We start from the raw sequence: 15,264 nt of genomic DNA on the forward strand, positions 1-15,264 counted from the left end.
AAAATTAAATCCAAATATTATGATCAAAAGATACCTTTTAAGTGCAGCGTTATTGGTTGGTTCCATGGCTTTTGCGTGGGCGCAGGAAACCAGGCAGATAGCTGTAGAATCAGCTTCGGTGACAAATAATGAAGTGACTATCAATGGCAAAAGAGTTCCTTATAAGGCTACAGCTGGAACCATGCCTGTTTGGGATGAAGATGGCAAACCGATGGCTTCTTTGTTCTATACCTACTATGAAAGAACAGATGTCTCTGACAAGACAAGTAGACCTTTGGTGATTTCATTTAATGGTGGCCCTGGATCAGCTTCTATTTGGATGCATTTGGCTTATACGGGTCCATATAAGCTTAATATTGATGATGAAGGCTATCCGCTTCAGCCTTATGGCTACAGCAAAAATCCTCATTCTATCCTAGATGTTGCCGATATTGTTTTTGTTGATCCTGTGAATACTGGTTATTCAAGAATTGTGAATAAAGAGGTTTCTAGATCTACTTTCTTTGGAGTCAATGCAGATATCAGGTACTTAGCAGACTGGATCAATACCTTTGTGAGCAGACAAAATAGGTGGTCCTCTCCAAAATACCTGATTGGGGAAAGCTATGGTACTACTCGAGTTGCTGGATTGGTTTCTCAATTACAAAATTCACATTGGATGTATTTCAATGGCGTGATTCTAGTTTCTCCTACAGGGCTGGGATTGGACAGGAACGGACCAGTGGCTGCGGCTAATTACTTACCATATTATGCTGCTACAGCATGGTATCATGGAGTTTTGCCAGCTGATCTTCAGTCCAAAGATTTAGATCAAATTCTTCCTGAAGTTGAAAAATACACATTAGATGAAGTACTCCCTGCTATTGCGCGTGGAGGTTCATTGGATGCAGCCAAGAGAAAGGAAATCGCCTCCAAAATGGCCTATTACTCAGGATTGAGCGAAAGAGTTATCCTTGAGCACAACTTAGCTGTTCCGACCAGCTTTTTCTGGAAAGAATTGTTGCGTGATCAGGGGTTAACGATTGGTAGACTTGATAGCCGATATAGAGGGATTGATAAGTCTGATGCAGGTGACCGCTATGACTTTGACCCAGCCTTGACATCATGGAATCATGCTTTTGCACCTGCTTTCAACCTTTATGCTAAAAATGTCTTGAAGTACGAGACAGATTTAACTTACAATCTTTTTGGTCCAGTCAACCCTTGGGATAGAAGCAATGACAACACTGGTGAGCAATTGGCCAATGCGATGCGTCAGAACCCATATCTACACGTGATGACTCAGTCAGGTTATTTCGATGGTGGTACAGATTATTTCAATGCCAAATACAATATGTGGCAAATGGATCCCAATGGTAAATTGCAAGACAGAATGTCTTTCAAAGGCTACAGATCTGGCCACATGATGTATCTGAGAGCTGAAGACTTGAAGACTTCAAATGATGATATCAGGGAGTTTATCATGAAAACCATTCCTGCTAAAGATCAACCTGCGAAGTATTAAAAGTTAAAAAATCTCAAATCGAATTTGCCAACAAAAAATTCCTTGAGAAGTCTGACTTTGATATTTATTGATATTCGATACTCGTGGATACTTATTGAAAACTATAGACTGAGAGATTCATGCTTATTCCTTAGAATAGAATTAATTGATATTAATAAAACCAGTTCCGCAGGAACTGGTTTTATTTTTGTAAGCAATAATTGGAAAAATCTTCGATACTTTCAATGGGTTGTTTTATTCCTAATTGATCTGCTAGTAATCTAAAGACGTCTGTTTTCTTTTTGCCTGATTTTCTCAAGAACTGAATAGAAGTGTCTCCTGCTGATTTAGATAATTTACGGTTTTGGGTATTCTTAATCAGTTGATGATGATGAAAAGTACTTTGACCAAAATCATTTATACCCAGATGCCTAGCGATATGAATCTGAGCCAAAGATGATCCCCATAAATCTTTGCCTCGAACAATCAAGTCTATTCCAAAAGTTAGGTCATCCACTACAGATGCTAATTGATAGGAAGGTAGCCCATCTTTTTTTTTCACAATTATATCATTGAGTATTCCAGGAGTTTTCCCAGATTCCCAACCATCAGTTGTTTTGATTTGAACAGGATGATGAAATGGTAATTTTGTTCTCCAATTGATTTCAGGTAAGTTGAAATCAAGATTTCTTTTTTGGCAATAACCAGTATAAAAGCCTTTGGGATGCATACGTTCAACTTTCTTTCTACTGCAATCACATGCAAAGAGCATGTTTTTGGATTTCAAGATTTCAAGAGCTTTGGTGTAATTTACTTTTCTGTGTTTAGAGCTATACTTACTTTCAAATTCTTTTAAGGTTTTGGGGCCTGAATCAAATGGTATTTCTAGAAAATCGAGTGTATCAAAAATATCTTGAATATATTTTTTCTTTACTCTCTCTTGATCATAGTCATCAATTCGAAGGAGGATTTTTGCCTCTGATGCTTTGGCCAAGTGATAAGTATTCAAAAAAGAAAAGACATTTCCAAGATGTAAAAACCCACTTGGAGTAGGCGCATACCGTGTTAAATGATGTTTGTCTAAAGTCACCGTAATCATCAGTGTTTTCTCTGAACCCTAAATTAGTCATTATGCTGCTTAATGTTTTTTAACAGCCTATATTTTTGTTGCAGACGCATAGGGTGTAACTTCGTGCTGTGAAAAAAGTCCTACTTATCTTATCCTTTTTTGTAAGCTTTGGCTTCATATCTCAAGCCCAAACAGTCACAGGCAATGTGATTGATGGCTTGGATAAAGGTTATTTGGATCAAGTTTGGGTAGTCAATTTAACCAATCTAGATAGCGCAGAAACCAATATGCGTGGATATTTCCGTATCAAAGGTAGCTCTGGAGACTCCTTAGTTTTCAAAAGACAGCATTACATCCCTGCTGGCAAGAGGGTAGGAGAGCAAACCCATTTTGTAATGGAGATTTATTTGAATGCCCGGCTTTTACCGAGATTTGATGTATATGCTAAAGAATATAGAATACCCTTCTCTATGGATGGAAGTGCAAGCCCAACAGGTATGCGAGGCTTAACTGATAGACCTGCTGGACCAGGGAAAATCTATTCGGGTATGTCTGATAATCCAGGGCTTATGCCTGCCTTGACCATTGATGGGCCGATATCCTACTTCATGAAAAGTGAGCGGCAAAAAAGGCAATATGCAAGAAGGTTAGCTGAAATAGCAAGACAGCAGGACTACCTAGACTTGATTCAATCTGATTCAGTGATGATTGCGCTAAAAACAGAATACAATCTCACAGACAAGGATTTGGATGATTTGATCATTGAGTTCAATCTTCAGAACATTTCCCATCAGTTTAAAGACATGAATTCCAAAATGGTGGAACAGCGCTTATTAGATTTCTTTGATAGAAAGACTGGGAGAAAGTATTGATCAGGCTTTTCTCTTAAAGGACCATGTCACATAAAATCTGGCTACAACTTCTTCACTGGGGTTCATTCCAGTTGAAATCATCGTTAATTTTCCTGTTTCTTCGATTTCAAGCTGATCAATGATAGCAGTAAGTTCTTTTCCCTGATCACAAGTGAAAATTATTTTCTGATTAGCTTTTTTATAATATTCAGCCCTGAAATCTACCACTAGCATGCTGAATTTTCCTTTTCCAGCCATGGATAATTGGCATAGTGCTCCTGTGCTTAGCTCAGCTGCACCAGCCAATGCAGCAAAGTAAATTGACTTGAAGGGATTCTGAGATCTCCAGAAAAATGGAATGCTGATTTGACATTGATCAGGTGTGAGATTTTTGACCTTAAGTCTCCAAAATACTGCTGAAGGGAGCTTGAAAAGCATAGCCCACCAAAAAATAAAGGGGTTTGTCATTTTACTGAGATAGGATTTAGCTTCAGGAGTCATAAGTATGAAATTTACGATATCTTCAATTTACTTGAAAAATATGAAAAGCTTTTTGATATGGCATCTTTTTTGGGCATTTTCGTGAAAATATTCAAACTGTTATGTTAAAGAAAATATCAATATTGTTTCTCATTGGAATAGTTACCTATTCCTGTGCCAAGGTGCCACTAAGCGGGAGAAATCAGCTTAGCTTAGTCAGCAATGCTGAAATCCTACCAATGTCCTACGATCAATATGCACAGGTACTGAGTGAAAGTAAATTGGTGACCAATACTGCAGAAGGTCAAATGGTAGTCAAAGTTGGTAGGAGGATTGCTGATGCAGTTTCTAAATATATGGCTGAACGTGGATATGAAAAGGCTTTAGAAGGATTTGCGTGGGAGTTTAATCTAATCGAAAGTGAGCAGGTTAATGCTTGGTGTATGCCTGGCGGAAAGGTAGCTTTTTACACTGGGATCATGCCTATCTGTCAAGACGAGGCAGGAGTAGCAGTAGTGATGGGACATGAAGTAGCTCACGCAGTAGCCAGTCATGCCAGAGAGAGAATGTCTAATGGATTAGTCCTCAATGGTCTAATAGGAGGTGTTCAAGTGGCAATGGGCCAAAATCCAACTTTAACACAGAATATCTTCTTGCAGGCAGTAGGATATGGAGGTCAACTAGGAATGTTGAGTTTTTCGAGAAGACATGAATTGGAAGCAGACCAGTTAGGGCTGGATTTCATGGCTTTGGCGGGTTATGACCCAAGAGTAGCTCCTGCATTTTGGGAAAGAATGAATGCTGGGTCTAGTGGAAATAGACCACCAGATTTCTTGTCTACGCACCCTGGGCCAAACAGAAGAATCGATGAGCTCAACAAGCAGATGCCCAAATCAATGGAGTATTACGAAAAGAGCAATAAGCAATAGCATAAAAAAACCAGACTCAGCGTCTGGTTTTTTTATATCATCTTGGTTTAGATCAACCCATGTTGAAGCTTCTCAGCTTTACTTGGGTGAATTTCCTTTTGGTATCTAGCGGGAAGTCACCTTTCATCATCCAATCATAGTAAGAAGGCTCTTCTTTGAGTACTTGGACGATGGTTTTTCCTTTGTGTTTTCCAAAGTTGAAACATTCCTCACCACTTTCATTGAAAATAAATCGACCAGCAAGGTCAACCATTTTTTCATTGAGTAATTGGTGGATTTTTTTCATGTCATTTTGAAAAACTCCCAGCTTATTACCTAATAAGTCTTCCGCTTCTTCCCCCTCGTACCTTTCTATTTGGGCTTTGAATACTTCATAGGTGGCTATGGTATCCGCTTCAGCGCTGTGTGCATTTTCTAAGGTTTTGCCACAGTAGAATTTATAAGCTGCTGAAAGGTTTCTTTTTTCCATCAAGTGAAAAATCTTCTGTGCATCAAGTAAGTTTCTTTTTTCAATATCAAAATCAATCCCCGCTCTCAAAAACTCCTCAACCAACAAAGGGATATCATATTTCAAAACATTGAAACCTGCTAAGTCCGCACCTGCGAAGAACTGATGAAGTTCTTTAGATGCATCCTTAAAAGTAGGGGCGTCTTTGATGTCAGCATCATAGATGCCATGGATCAGCGATGATTCCAAAGGGATAGGGATGGTGGGATTGATTTTCATGGTTTTGATTTCCTCCGTACCATCAGGCTGTACTTTGACTATGGAGATTTCTACAATTCTGTCAGTAGATATGTTTGTCCCCGTAGCTTCAAGGTCAAAAAAGGCAATTGGGGTTTTGATATTTAAATTCATCTTAACGGTTTTTGTTGATTTTGTTTTTAAGTATGGATAGATCCATGTCGTCATAATTGCCCGAACTCATCAAGAGCAAATTAGTCTCTTGATAATCTTGTTGCTCTAGTAAAGCTCTGAGTTCTTCTATCTGTGTGAATACAAGTAAATCATTTCTCTGAAAACCTGCTTTCAATGTGTTTTCATCCATCAGCTCCAGCTTTTTCAAAGATACTGCTTTTGGATTCAAATAGATAATGGCTATATCAGCTTGATCAAAAGTATGTGCATAATTATGGATAAATTCCTTATTGAGAGAGCTATAGGTGTGCAATTCTTGAACAGCTATTAGCTTTCTTTTTGGGAATTGATTTTTTACGGCATTTACCGTCGCTTTAAGTTTGGAAGGCGCGTGAGCAAAATCCCTATACAATACAGCATCACTTGATTCTGCGAGTATTTCTTGTCTTTTGGCAGCACCTTTGAATGTTTGAATATGTTTGTAAAAATCTGCTCTCTTCACACCTAGACTTTCACAGACATGAATAGCACCTTGAAGGTTTTGAAGGTTGTGGTCTCCGAATATGTGGATGGGAAGTTCCATCTGATCAGCCAATAAGATGGTTTTCCCATCGACAATCTTACTTGGATGGGCTTCGTAAGGAATTAGCTTCATCGCTGCTTCTTTACAGGATTCACCAATTTTTTTGACAATGGGATCTTTTTCGCAGTAGATGAAAGTCCCACCTTTAGGAGTCATTTCAGCTAGTTTTTCAAATTGCTCAACATAGTTTTCAAAAGTTGGAAATACATTGAAATGATCCCAAGCTACACCACTCATCAAAAGTATGTCATGGTGGTAATGGAAAAACTTGGGTCTTCTATCTAATGGTGAAGTCAAATATTCGTCTCCTTCGATGATGATGATATGAGCATTCGATAGCTTGACCATTAAGTCAAATCCCTCTATCTGCGCACCTACTAAGTAATCAAAATCTAAACCTTCGCTTTTGAGCACATGTAAAATCATCGAAGTGATACTCGTCTTTCCATGACTTCCTGAGATGACTATCCTAGTTTTATCTTTACTTTGATTGTAGATGAATTCAGGAAAAGAGTAAACAGGAATACCTAATGCTTTTGCTTTGATCAATTCTGGGTTGTCAATTCTAGCATGCATCCCCAAGATGATTCCGTCTAATTCTGCATGAATTTTTTCTGGATACCATCCCTTTTCTTCAGGTAATATACCTGCTTGAGAAAGTCTACTTTTTGAGGGTTCGTAAATTTCATCATCAGAACCACTGACTTTGTAGCCTTTGGCCACCATAGAAAGGGCTAGATTGTGCATCACTGCTCCGCCGATGGCTATAAAATGATATTGCTTTTTCATAATTTTTCTGAAGATTAAAATTAGAATCTTCTTAGCAAATATTAGACTGAAATGATTTTTATTTCCTTTTTTTGATAGAATTGTTGCATGCCATACGCTAGGGCTTTGATTATCCGTTGATTAATCAGGATGTTGATAACTCGTGCATAAATTGTTCAAAACCTTTTGCATAAACAGCTTACATTTGTTTCTATGGCAGAGAGTAATCCACAAGGAAAAGATAGAATATTAGGTAGAAAAAAGCCTGATTTGGCTGGAATATCTGGAGTTGGGAAGCTTCCTCCTCAAGCAATAGAGTTAGAAGAAGCTGTATTGGGCGCATTGATGCTTGAGAAAGATGCACTGACGCAGGTTGTGGATATTTTGCGTCCTGAGAGTTTTTACAAAGAGTCACATAAAGTAATCTATTCGGCCATTTTAGATTTGTTCAGTGACAGTCAACCCATAGACATGTTGACTGTTACCAATCAATTGAGGAAAAATGGTAAGTTGGAAATTGCTGGAGGGGCATTTTTTATTACTGAGCTTACCTCTAAGATCTCTTCTGCCGCCAATATTGAATATCACGCCAGAATCATCACCGAACAGGCAATGAAGCGTGATTTGATTAGCATAGCATCAGAAATTCAGAAAGAGGCTTTCGAAGATACCACAGATGTATTTGAGCTTTTAGATAAGATGGAGTCTTCTCTTTTTGAAATATCAGAGAAAAATATCAGAAAGAATTATTCCGATATGCGCTCGATCATGAAAACAGCCATCATGGAGTTAGAAGCCAAAAAAGGCCAAAAAGATGGTTTGACAGGTGTGCCTAGTGGTTTTACTGCTCTGGATAGAGTTACTTCTGGCTGGCAAAAATCTGACTTGGTGATCATCGCTGCGCGACCTGCGATGGGTAAGACAGCCTTTGTACTTTCAGTTTTGAGGAATGCAGCTGTAGACCACAATAGACCTGTTGCAATTTTCTCGTTGGAGATGTCATCTGTGCAGTTGGTGAATAGATTGATTTCGTCAGAGGCAGAACTGGATTCTGAGAAAATCAAAAAAGGGAATCTAGCTGATTATGAATGGGAACAGTTAGTTCACAAAACTGCTAAGCTTTCCAAAGCACCGCTTTTTGTAGATGATACACCTGCTCTATCCATTCTAGAGCTCAGAGCAAAATGTAGGAAGCTCAAGGCCCAGCATGATATTCAGATGATTGTAATTGATTACTTACAGCTGATGTCAGGCGATTCAAAGTCCGGTGGTGGAGGGAATAGGGAACAGGAGATCGCTAGTATTTCAAGGTCATTGAAAATGATCGCAAAGGAATTGGAGGTACCGGTGATCGCACTTTCTCAGTTATCTAGGGCTGTTGAGACTAGAGGAGGAGATAAGCGACCGCAGCTATCGGATTTGAGGGAGTCTGGTGCTATAGAGCAAGATGCAGATATGGTAATGTTCCTATACAGACCTGAATACTACGGGATCAACGAAGACGAGGAAGGGAACTCAACCATGGGAGTAGGTGAGGTGATTATTGCCAAGCATAGGAATGGTTCTTTGGAGACAGTTAAGTTGAGGTTTATTGGTAAGTATACCAGATTTACAGACTTGGAATTAAATGTACCTTACAAGCCGCAGGATGCCCTCTACGGATCCAAATTCCCAAGCAGTGCTAGCGGTCAGGGCTTCGAAAGTGGCAATACAATCAGACTTCAATCCAAGGCCAATGGAGGAGATGAAGGGGGAGGATTTCCAGGAGGTTTTGGAAGTGATGATCCAGCACCGTTTTAAAAAAATCAAAACAGCCATCCAAAATTCTTGAATGGCTGTTTTGATTTGATATATCAGCATCAGGATTTTTTAATCTTCTAATGCCCTGAAAGCCATAATTCCACCAAGTACATTTCTTACCTTGGAATAACCTTTGGTTTCTAAAAACTTCTTGGCGTTACCACTTCTTGCACCTGAACGACAATGAATGATGATTTCTTGGTTTTTATAACTTTCAATTTCCTCCAATTGATGCGGGAGCGTTCCGAGAGGTATATTCAATGCTCCTAAGTTATCTTCTTCGTATTCCCATTCTTCTCTTACGTCGATGAATACAAATTCTTCCTTATTATCTAAGCGTTGTTTAAGCTCTTCTACGTTAATATCTTCCATATGATTTATTTGACTAATACTCTATATGATTGCGGTTTTCCTTGTTCTAACACATTGATCAAGTACATGCCCCGCATTTGTCCGGCAAAATTAAGGATTTTACCCTTTTCTAACTCTTCGTACTGTATATTTATTCTCCTCCCGTATGGATCTAAGACCTGAATCAATTCAAATTGTCCTTCAATTCTTAATTGATCGATGATTGGATTAGGATATAATCTTAATTTTTCGGTAGTAATGGCCTCAGACTCTTCTACTGGTGGCGACTGACTGAGATGTGGTCTAATCATCAGCGAGCCACTTACAAATTCATTTTGCTGCCAGCTTCCAGCCACATTGTAAAAGATTTCTTCTCCATTGTCTCTGGTTTTATCTAATCCTACGTGGATGAAGTCATTAGTGAACTGCGTAAAACCCACATAAAACACATCAGGTAGCAGGATATTTTCATCAATTTCAAAGAAGGAGAATTCTTCTATGCTTTCTTTTCTTGGAATCAAACTCTCTTTGACATAGAGTGGTTCTGAGTCAAGATTTCCCCAGACCATGATATCTATGCCCCTGTCGAATTGCAGAAAATTAGTAAAGTTGATACTGATTCCTTTGAGAAAGGCATTTTGTGTTTTCTCATATCTGACGGCAAGCATGCCAGATCTCTGATTGATCCCAGCAGAATAATCGACTTTTCCATCATCATAGGCAAAATAGTCTCTAACAGAAACAATCGTCCTGACTGTATCATTGATTCTAAGATCTACTTCAGGATAAAAAATGCTATCTCCCTCAACGATCTGGAATAAAATCCCATCGCCAGAACTCAAGTATGTCACCAGTTCCAAATCACCTTCTGATTCAGGCAATGGTATCGAAGAGATGGGGTTTGAACTGAAACCTCTTCTCTCTAAGGCTAGAGGTACTGGGTTAAAAGGTGTATTATCGTTGATTTTGAGAAGGGAGTTTTGAGTTTCCAAATCACGTAACTCAATGGTGTATTCCATCGCACGAAACCTATTTTCCAGATTTTTAAATTCATTTCCTGTGTTGGTTAGATACTGCTCTGGTTCAGCTGTCAACTCAAAAAGAGGTACTGATGCATATTTTTCAAAAATAGGGGAATTTGTTTCTGTCAAGGTTCGATCTATTGCATTCCTGTCTAGTATGCTTCTGTTTTTATTCAAGTAGACATAATCAATCAACCAAGTGTCAAATGGCCCTGAAAGCCTCCCTCTTGCTTGAAATCGAAATTGAAAGCTTTCATGCTGAAATTCTTCTGTCACTTGGAAGATTTCTTGCGTAAAAAAAAGTCTCTGTGCTTCCAATTCCCCAAATTGATTCCAGATTTCAACCCACTCTCCAGCTTGATTCAAAAACTGCAAGGTGATTTGGTCATTGATATCTGGCATTTCTGCTTTTCCAGCAGGTTGCCAATAGAAACTTAGAAATACGGTTTCTTTTTCGCTATCACTTAAAGTACTGAGGTCGATTGGCCTTGAGGTCAACTGATCTGCAAAGCCTTGTGCCAATGGGTTGTTGTCATATTGTCTGCCATTGGACGCAATGCCATCGAATAAAGCAACTCCAAGGCTGGGTGCTCCATTAGCAACTGTGTAAGAATGCGTAACACCATCATTGATCCAAAGATCTGACCTGATTCCATTAGTGCTAAAATCATCCCAAAACGGCAGTGATAAAATTTGATCTTCTAGTATTCTTCCTTGAAAAAATCTGTTTGAAGTTTGACTAACAGGGGTAGGAAGTTGTTGGAATTGAGCAAAAGACTCACTGACGCACAGCATAAATATGCTGGCGAGGAGTAAGCCTATTGCACAATTATTTTTCATTAAAAATCTCTTTGTTTTGCTATTTCTGAAATCCAAAGATCAATTGGCTCTCCTGTTTTGACTTCTGCGCCAGCAGGAGGGATTTGCCTTACGATTGTTCCTTGAGGAACGGTATCTGTAGTGACATAGCTAAGTCTACCCATCCTCAATCCGGAGCCAATGATTAAAAACTCAGCATCTATTTCATCCATACCTATCAGATTAGGAACATCAAGGATTTGATTACCTAATCCGTCACCGACAACCAGATCAATTTGTGAGCCTTTAGGTAGTTCAAAACCTTCTGGGATATTTCTACCTCTATATTTTTGCTCTAGGACTACATTGATACCAATATCTGGAACATATTTAATTTCTCCACGAACTAAACCAATGTTGGCTAAGATCTCTTGCACATTCTTTAATTGGCTATTGACCAAGTTGGGCATCTTGATCATTGGAGCATTTTTGGAATTGAGCGTAATGTAGATTTTCCTACCAGACTTCACTTGACTACCTGCTCTAGGAAGCTGCTTGAGAACGGTTAGAGGAGGCAGGTCTGCATTGAAACCACTATCTAGTTCAATTTCATAATTTAAATTTCTTGCACCTAGATAGCTATCTAACTCTTCATAGCTAAATCCTTCCAAGTCTGGGATAGAAACAGTTTGTCCGTGATTGGTATAAGATGGTAAAAAGAATTTTAGAAATAAGAATGCGATTAGAGTAGTTGCACCCAGAATCAAAAGAAGATGAATCCCTACTTTCTTTAAGGAATCTTTGAGTTTGCTCATGCAGATAGATTTTTTAAGCTAACGTATAAAGGTAAAATTATATTTAATTTTCACCAATAAATGTGCCCTTTTGATATTTGGACTAATACTTTTTCTTAGGGTTAAATACTAATGCACGATCAGTCTTCTTGTTTCCGTCAAAGAGTTGCTGGTAATTTTTACGACAAACAAACCTTTTGAAAATAGCTGAGTGCTAAAGTTATATGTCTGGTTGAGTGTATTAGGATAATCGATATCTTGGACAACAGTACCACTTGAAGAAATTACCTGAATATTTACCGTTTCGTAAGTTTGCAGATTGAAAGCAATGCTAAATACATCTCTAGCAGGGTTAGGATAAATGATGGTATTGCCCAACCCTGGATCCACAGGCTCAGGATTGGCAGAGAGGAATAACTCTACATCATCTATGTAAACAGGTTCATTACCCGGACTTCCATTTTCAATGACAAATGCTAACCTAACATTGGTTCTTCCAGATCCTGCTAATTCAGAAAGATCTACAAACTCCCTGTTAAAATCTGCTCTATTATTTGGATTGACAGACCCTGAACTAATTGTGTTTATTTCAGTACCAGTTTTTCTAAGTAATTCGGTATAGGTAACACCTCCATCAATACTCCCCATTACTTTGAAAACAGTAGAAGGAGCCTGATTGCTTGCAGCGATGCTGTAGAAAATACTAGCTTGACTGCTTAAAGACAGGTTGAATTTTGGAGAACCAACCCATTGAGGTTCGTTGGAATTGGTACCTTCTAATCTTATTAGATTACTTTGAGCTTCATTTTGAAGCGGAATGACATCCCAGGAATTCTGATTACTAAGTGTGTTGACACTAGACCAAGGTTGAAGATTTATTGTTGCATTGAAATTTTGTCTCCACGGTGCAGTGATCGTATTGGTGTTTCTGACATTGAATTGTACTAGCTGAGATTCATTCCCAGGGTTCTGGTCAAAGTTCGGAAATACCAAATCATATTGAACTCTTGAAACGCCTGAAGCAGTAAGTGAATTTGGAATCTCCACATTGAGTGATTGCCCTGCATTCAGAGAAGCTCCTCGAGCTACAAAACTTTGAGGCGCTGCATTATTTGTTCTTCTATTAAGCACAAAACTTGTAATTGGTAAGTTGCCTGTATTAGTGATTTGGACTAATTCATTTGTTTGTGAGCCGTCGTTGATTGGTCCTGGACTTACTAGTCTGTTTAAGTCAATTTTATATCTAAACTGCTCTGTAGCCAATACTTCAATATCTTTGATGTAAATGTTATTGCCATAACCAGTTCTAGATATAAAAGCTACTCTAACATTATCAAAATCATTGAATTGGGCAAGGTTTACGATTTCTCGTCTGAACTGCGCATTTGAATTTGGTATAAATTCATCAAGGATTGCAGGGGCTGTTTGTAAAAGATTGGAATCCTTATCATAAGGTGAATCTATAATATTAAATGTATTACCACAGTCAGTTGAGACAGCTACATACAAAACATCAGAAAATCCTGCTGCATTATAAGGCGCATGCGCCATGTTGAAAGTAAGTTGCGCATTAGGGAAATTGGCTAAATTAATCGATGGGGAGATGATGAAATCCAGTTCACCAGGCGCTTCATATTCATAATTTTGAATTCTGATCAAATTCTGGATACTGCCTGATATTGGGAGAGAAATTCTTTCCCAAGTCAAAGCGTTGTCAGGATTTCTAATGATCCAATCACCAATATTTGTAGAAAGATCAAGCGCATAAGGGATATTGATTTCTGGTTGGATAATAGGTCTACTAGTACGAGAGTTGTTATCAGGGTTTCCATCAGAAGCTTGACCATTCACTTGTGTAATCTTTACTTCAAATAAATCTTGGCCATTGCCGCTCAAATTGATAGAATTGAAATCTACAATTGCTTCTTCGCCGGTAGCTAAGTTAAAGGAGAAGTTTCTGGCTTGAATCAAATTTCCATTTAGCCTGATTTCTATTGTTGCTGAGGTTATATTGTTTAGCCCTCTATTGAGTAATTCAATAGTTGGAGTCACATCGTTGGAACAAATAAGGTCTTGTGGATCAATAATTCTTTCGATTGAAAGATCTATTGTAGGTAAGTTAGGGTCTTGTGTTGCAAAGTTATTGATCAAAGAGCCCCTTCTTGGACTGAATTCTAGTACTACGTTCATTCTCGCTACTTGACCTTGGGTGAAAAGATTCATACAAGCGTCAGGAGTGTAATCCATGTAGTTTTCAGTCATATCCCTACTCCCACAACTAAAAAGCGGATTGTTAATTCTACAAGCATTGTTTGGACTTTGTTGGTTAGGAGTGTCTTCTACAAAGTCATCTACTTCACAGCCATTGGCTGATGACTGTGCATCTCCCCAAACGTGCCTTAGGCCAAGAAAATGGCCGATTTCATGCGTGGTAGTTCTGCCTCTAGATCCCGAAACTGCATTTCCACCTTCACCAAAATATCTGTAATCCATCGTTACTCCATCTAACTCTCTTGGGGTTGGAGAAAAATTTAGACCAGGTAAATTTGAAACAGGGAAAGTAGCATAACCAATAAAAGGTTGTTGAAGCGTGACAACCCACATGTTGAGGTAATCTTCAGGTGGCCAGCTAGAGATTTCTGAGATAAGGGCAGCATCATTGATATCATAGACGCTTTTAGTTCCTTGAACCCTGACAATGCCATTGGTAGGTATACCTCTTGGATCTACTTTGGCTAACACAAATTCAATATTTGCATCGGCTGCCACATTTTGGAATTCTGCTGGAGTTTGATTTCTGTCTGGATTTAATCTTCTGAAGTCTTCATTAAGAGTTCTGATTTGAGCTTCAATTTGCGATAAAGGAATATTAGCACCTTGACCTACCGCTGTACCATTGTGAATGACATGAACCACAACAGGGATGACTCTTCTTTCATTTTGAACTCTGGCTTGGATTCGTGGTGATTTGGATATTTCTTCCATTTTATCATTGACCCAAGATTCAAAAAATTCTCTGGAACCATAAATTCCGAGCGCTTCCTCTTGCATTTTTTCAATGATGGTATGGCCACACTTTTCATCATGCATGTGTTGATAGGGCTGCCCAAAAAAGTTTTGTGAATAAACCGAAAAACTCAGTAAAAACAGGAAAAGGGTAAAGCTCAAGCTTACCCTCAAATGATGAAATATCCTAACCATATAATTCAATACACAATTACGCAACCGCGATATTTACAGCCTCTACTTTAATGATCTCAGGTATGGCTTTCTTGACAGCTTCTTCTACACCGGCTTTTAGGGTCATTGTAGACATAGGGCAGGAACTACAAGCACCTGTAAGCTCTATCCTCAATACCATGTCATCAGTTAATTCTACTACTTTCACATTACCACCATCAGCCTCTAAGTATGGTCTTATGCTGTCTAATGCTTGTTCTATTTTTTCTTTCATTTCCATTTTCAAACTCTTTAATA

The 15,264-nt window shown here is 38.6% G+C and carries 13 protein-coding genes; 4 read left to right on the forward strand and 9 right to left on the reverse strand.

What is annotated here, in order from left to right; translation table 11 throughout:
- The first annotated feature begins 19 nt into the window (after positions 1-19).
- Positions 20-1,504, forward strand: a complete 1,485-nt coding sequence (locus tag CHB66_RS07445) for a S10 family peptidase (protein ID WP_170932454.1) — start codon at positions 20-22, stop codon at positions 1,502-1,504.
- A gap of 181 nt (positions 1,505-1,685) precedes the next feature.
- Here the strand turns inward: CHB66_RS07445 and CHB66_RS07450 are convergent, their stop codons facing one another.
- Positions 1,686-2,582, reverse strand: a complete 897-nt coding sequence (locus CHB66_RS07450; RefSeq protein WP_089239563.1) for a glutamate--tRNA ligase family protein — start codon at positions 2,580-2,582, stop codon at positions 1,686-1,688.
- A 98-nt stretch (positions 2,583-2,680) separates the two neighbouring features.
- Between CHB66_RS07450 and CHB66_RS07455 the strand changes: the two genes are divergently transcribed.
- Positions 2,681-3,424 carry a hypothetical protein gene (locus tag CHB66_RS07455; protein WP_089239565.1) on the forward strand — a complete coding sequence of 248 codons (744 nt, stop codon included), beginning with the start codon at positions 2,681-2,683 and terminating at the stop codon, positions 3,422-3,424.
- On the opposite strand, the gene CHB66_RS07460 is transcribed toward CHB66_RS07455, so the two are convergent.
- Positions 3,425-3,904 carry a DUF4442 domain-containing protein gene (locus CHB66_RS07460; RefSeq protein WP_089239567.1) on the reverse strand — a complete coding sequence of 160 codons (480 nt, stop codon included), beginning with the start codon at positions 3,902-3,904 and terminating at the stop codon, positions 3,425-3,427. It lies immediately after the preceding gene.
- Positions 3,905-4,005: 101 nt separating this feature from the next.
- On the opposite strand from CHB66_RS07460, the gene CHB66_RS07465 reads away from it, so the two are divergent.
- Positions 4,006-4,812, forward strand: a complete 807-nt coding sequence (locus tag CHB66_RS07465) for a M48 family metallopeptidase (protein ID WP_089239569.1) — start codon at positions 4,006-4,008, stop codon at positions 4,810-4,812.
- Between the two features lie 52 nt (positions 4,813-4,864).
- On the opposite strand, the gene CHB66_RS07470 is transcribed toward CHB66_RS07465, so the two are convergent.
- Both CHB66_RS07470 and CHB66_RS07475 read right to left on the reverse strand, forming a co-directional pair.
- A complete protein-coding gene (locus CHB66_RS07470; protein ID WP_089239571.1) occupies positions 4,865-5,671 on the reverse strand; it encodes a 3'-5' exonuclease in 807 nt (268 codons plus the stop codon).
- A gap of 1 nt (position 5,672) precedes the next feature.
- Entirely contained in the window at positions 5,673-7,043 is a 1,371-nt protein-coding gene (locus CHB66_RS07475; protein WP_089239573.1) for a UDP-N-acetylmuramate--L-alanine ligase, read from the reverse strand.
- A gap of 192 nt (positions 7,044-7,235) precedes the next feature.
- Here CHB66_RS07475 and dnaB point away from each other — a divergent pair, with 192 nt between their 5' ends.
- Entirely contained in the window at positions 7,236-8,822 is a 1,587-nt protein-coding gene (gene dnaB / locus CHB66_RS07480; RefSeq protein WP_089239575.1) for a replicative DNA helicase, read from the forward strand.
- Between the two features lie 69 nt (positions 8,823-8,891).
- On the opposite strand, the gene CHB66_RS07485 is transcribed toward dnaB, so the two are convergent.
- The 5 genes from CHB66_RS07485 to CHB66_RS07505 form a co-directional block, all read right to left on the reverse strand.
- Positions 8,892-9,194 (reverse strand): rhodanese-like domain-containing protein, encoded by a 303-nt coding sequence (locus tag CHB66_RS07485; RefSeq protein ID WP_089239577.1) that lies wholly within the window; start codon positions 9,192-9,194, stop codon positions 8,892-8,894.
- Positions 9,195-9,199: 5 nt separating this feature from the next.
- Complete coding sequence (locus tag CHB66_RS07490; protein ID WP_089239579.1) at positions 9,200-11,035, reverse strand: T9SS type A sorting domain-containing protein; 1,836 nt, start codon at positions 11,033-11,035, stop codon at positions 9,200-9,202.
- Positions 11,035-11,808, reverse strand: coding sequence for a PASTA domain-containing protein (locus CHB66_RS07495; protein WP_089239581.1), 774 nt, complete (start codon positions 11,806-11,808; stop codon positions 11,035-11,037). The genes CHB66_RS07490 and CHB66_RS07495 overlap by 1 nt, the downstream gene beginning before the upstream one ends.
- 108 nt (positions 11,809-11,916) lie before the next feature.
- Positions 11,917-14,877, reverse strand: a complete 2,961-nt coding sequence (locus CHB66_RS07500; RefSeq protein WP_245812686.1) for a M43 family zinc metalloprotease — start codon at positions 14,875-14,877, stop codon at positions 11,917-11,919.
- A gap of 127 nt (positions 14,878-15,004) precedes the next feature.
- Complete coding sequence (locus tag CHB66_RS07505; RefSeq protein ID WP_076500835.1) at positions 15,005-15,247, reverse strand: NifU family protein; 243 nt, start codon at positions 15,245-15,247, stop codon at positions 15,005-15,007.
- Between the last annotated feature and the right edge of the window lie 17 nt (positions 15,248-15,264).

Origin of the sequence: Belliella buryatensis, assembly GCF_900188245.1 — a bacterium.
Taxonomy (GTDB): domain Bacteria; phylum Bacteroidota; class Bacteroidia; order Cytophagales; family Cyclobacteriaceae; genus Belliella; species Belliella buryatensis.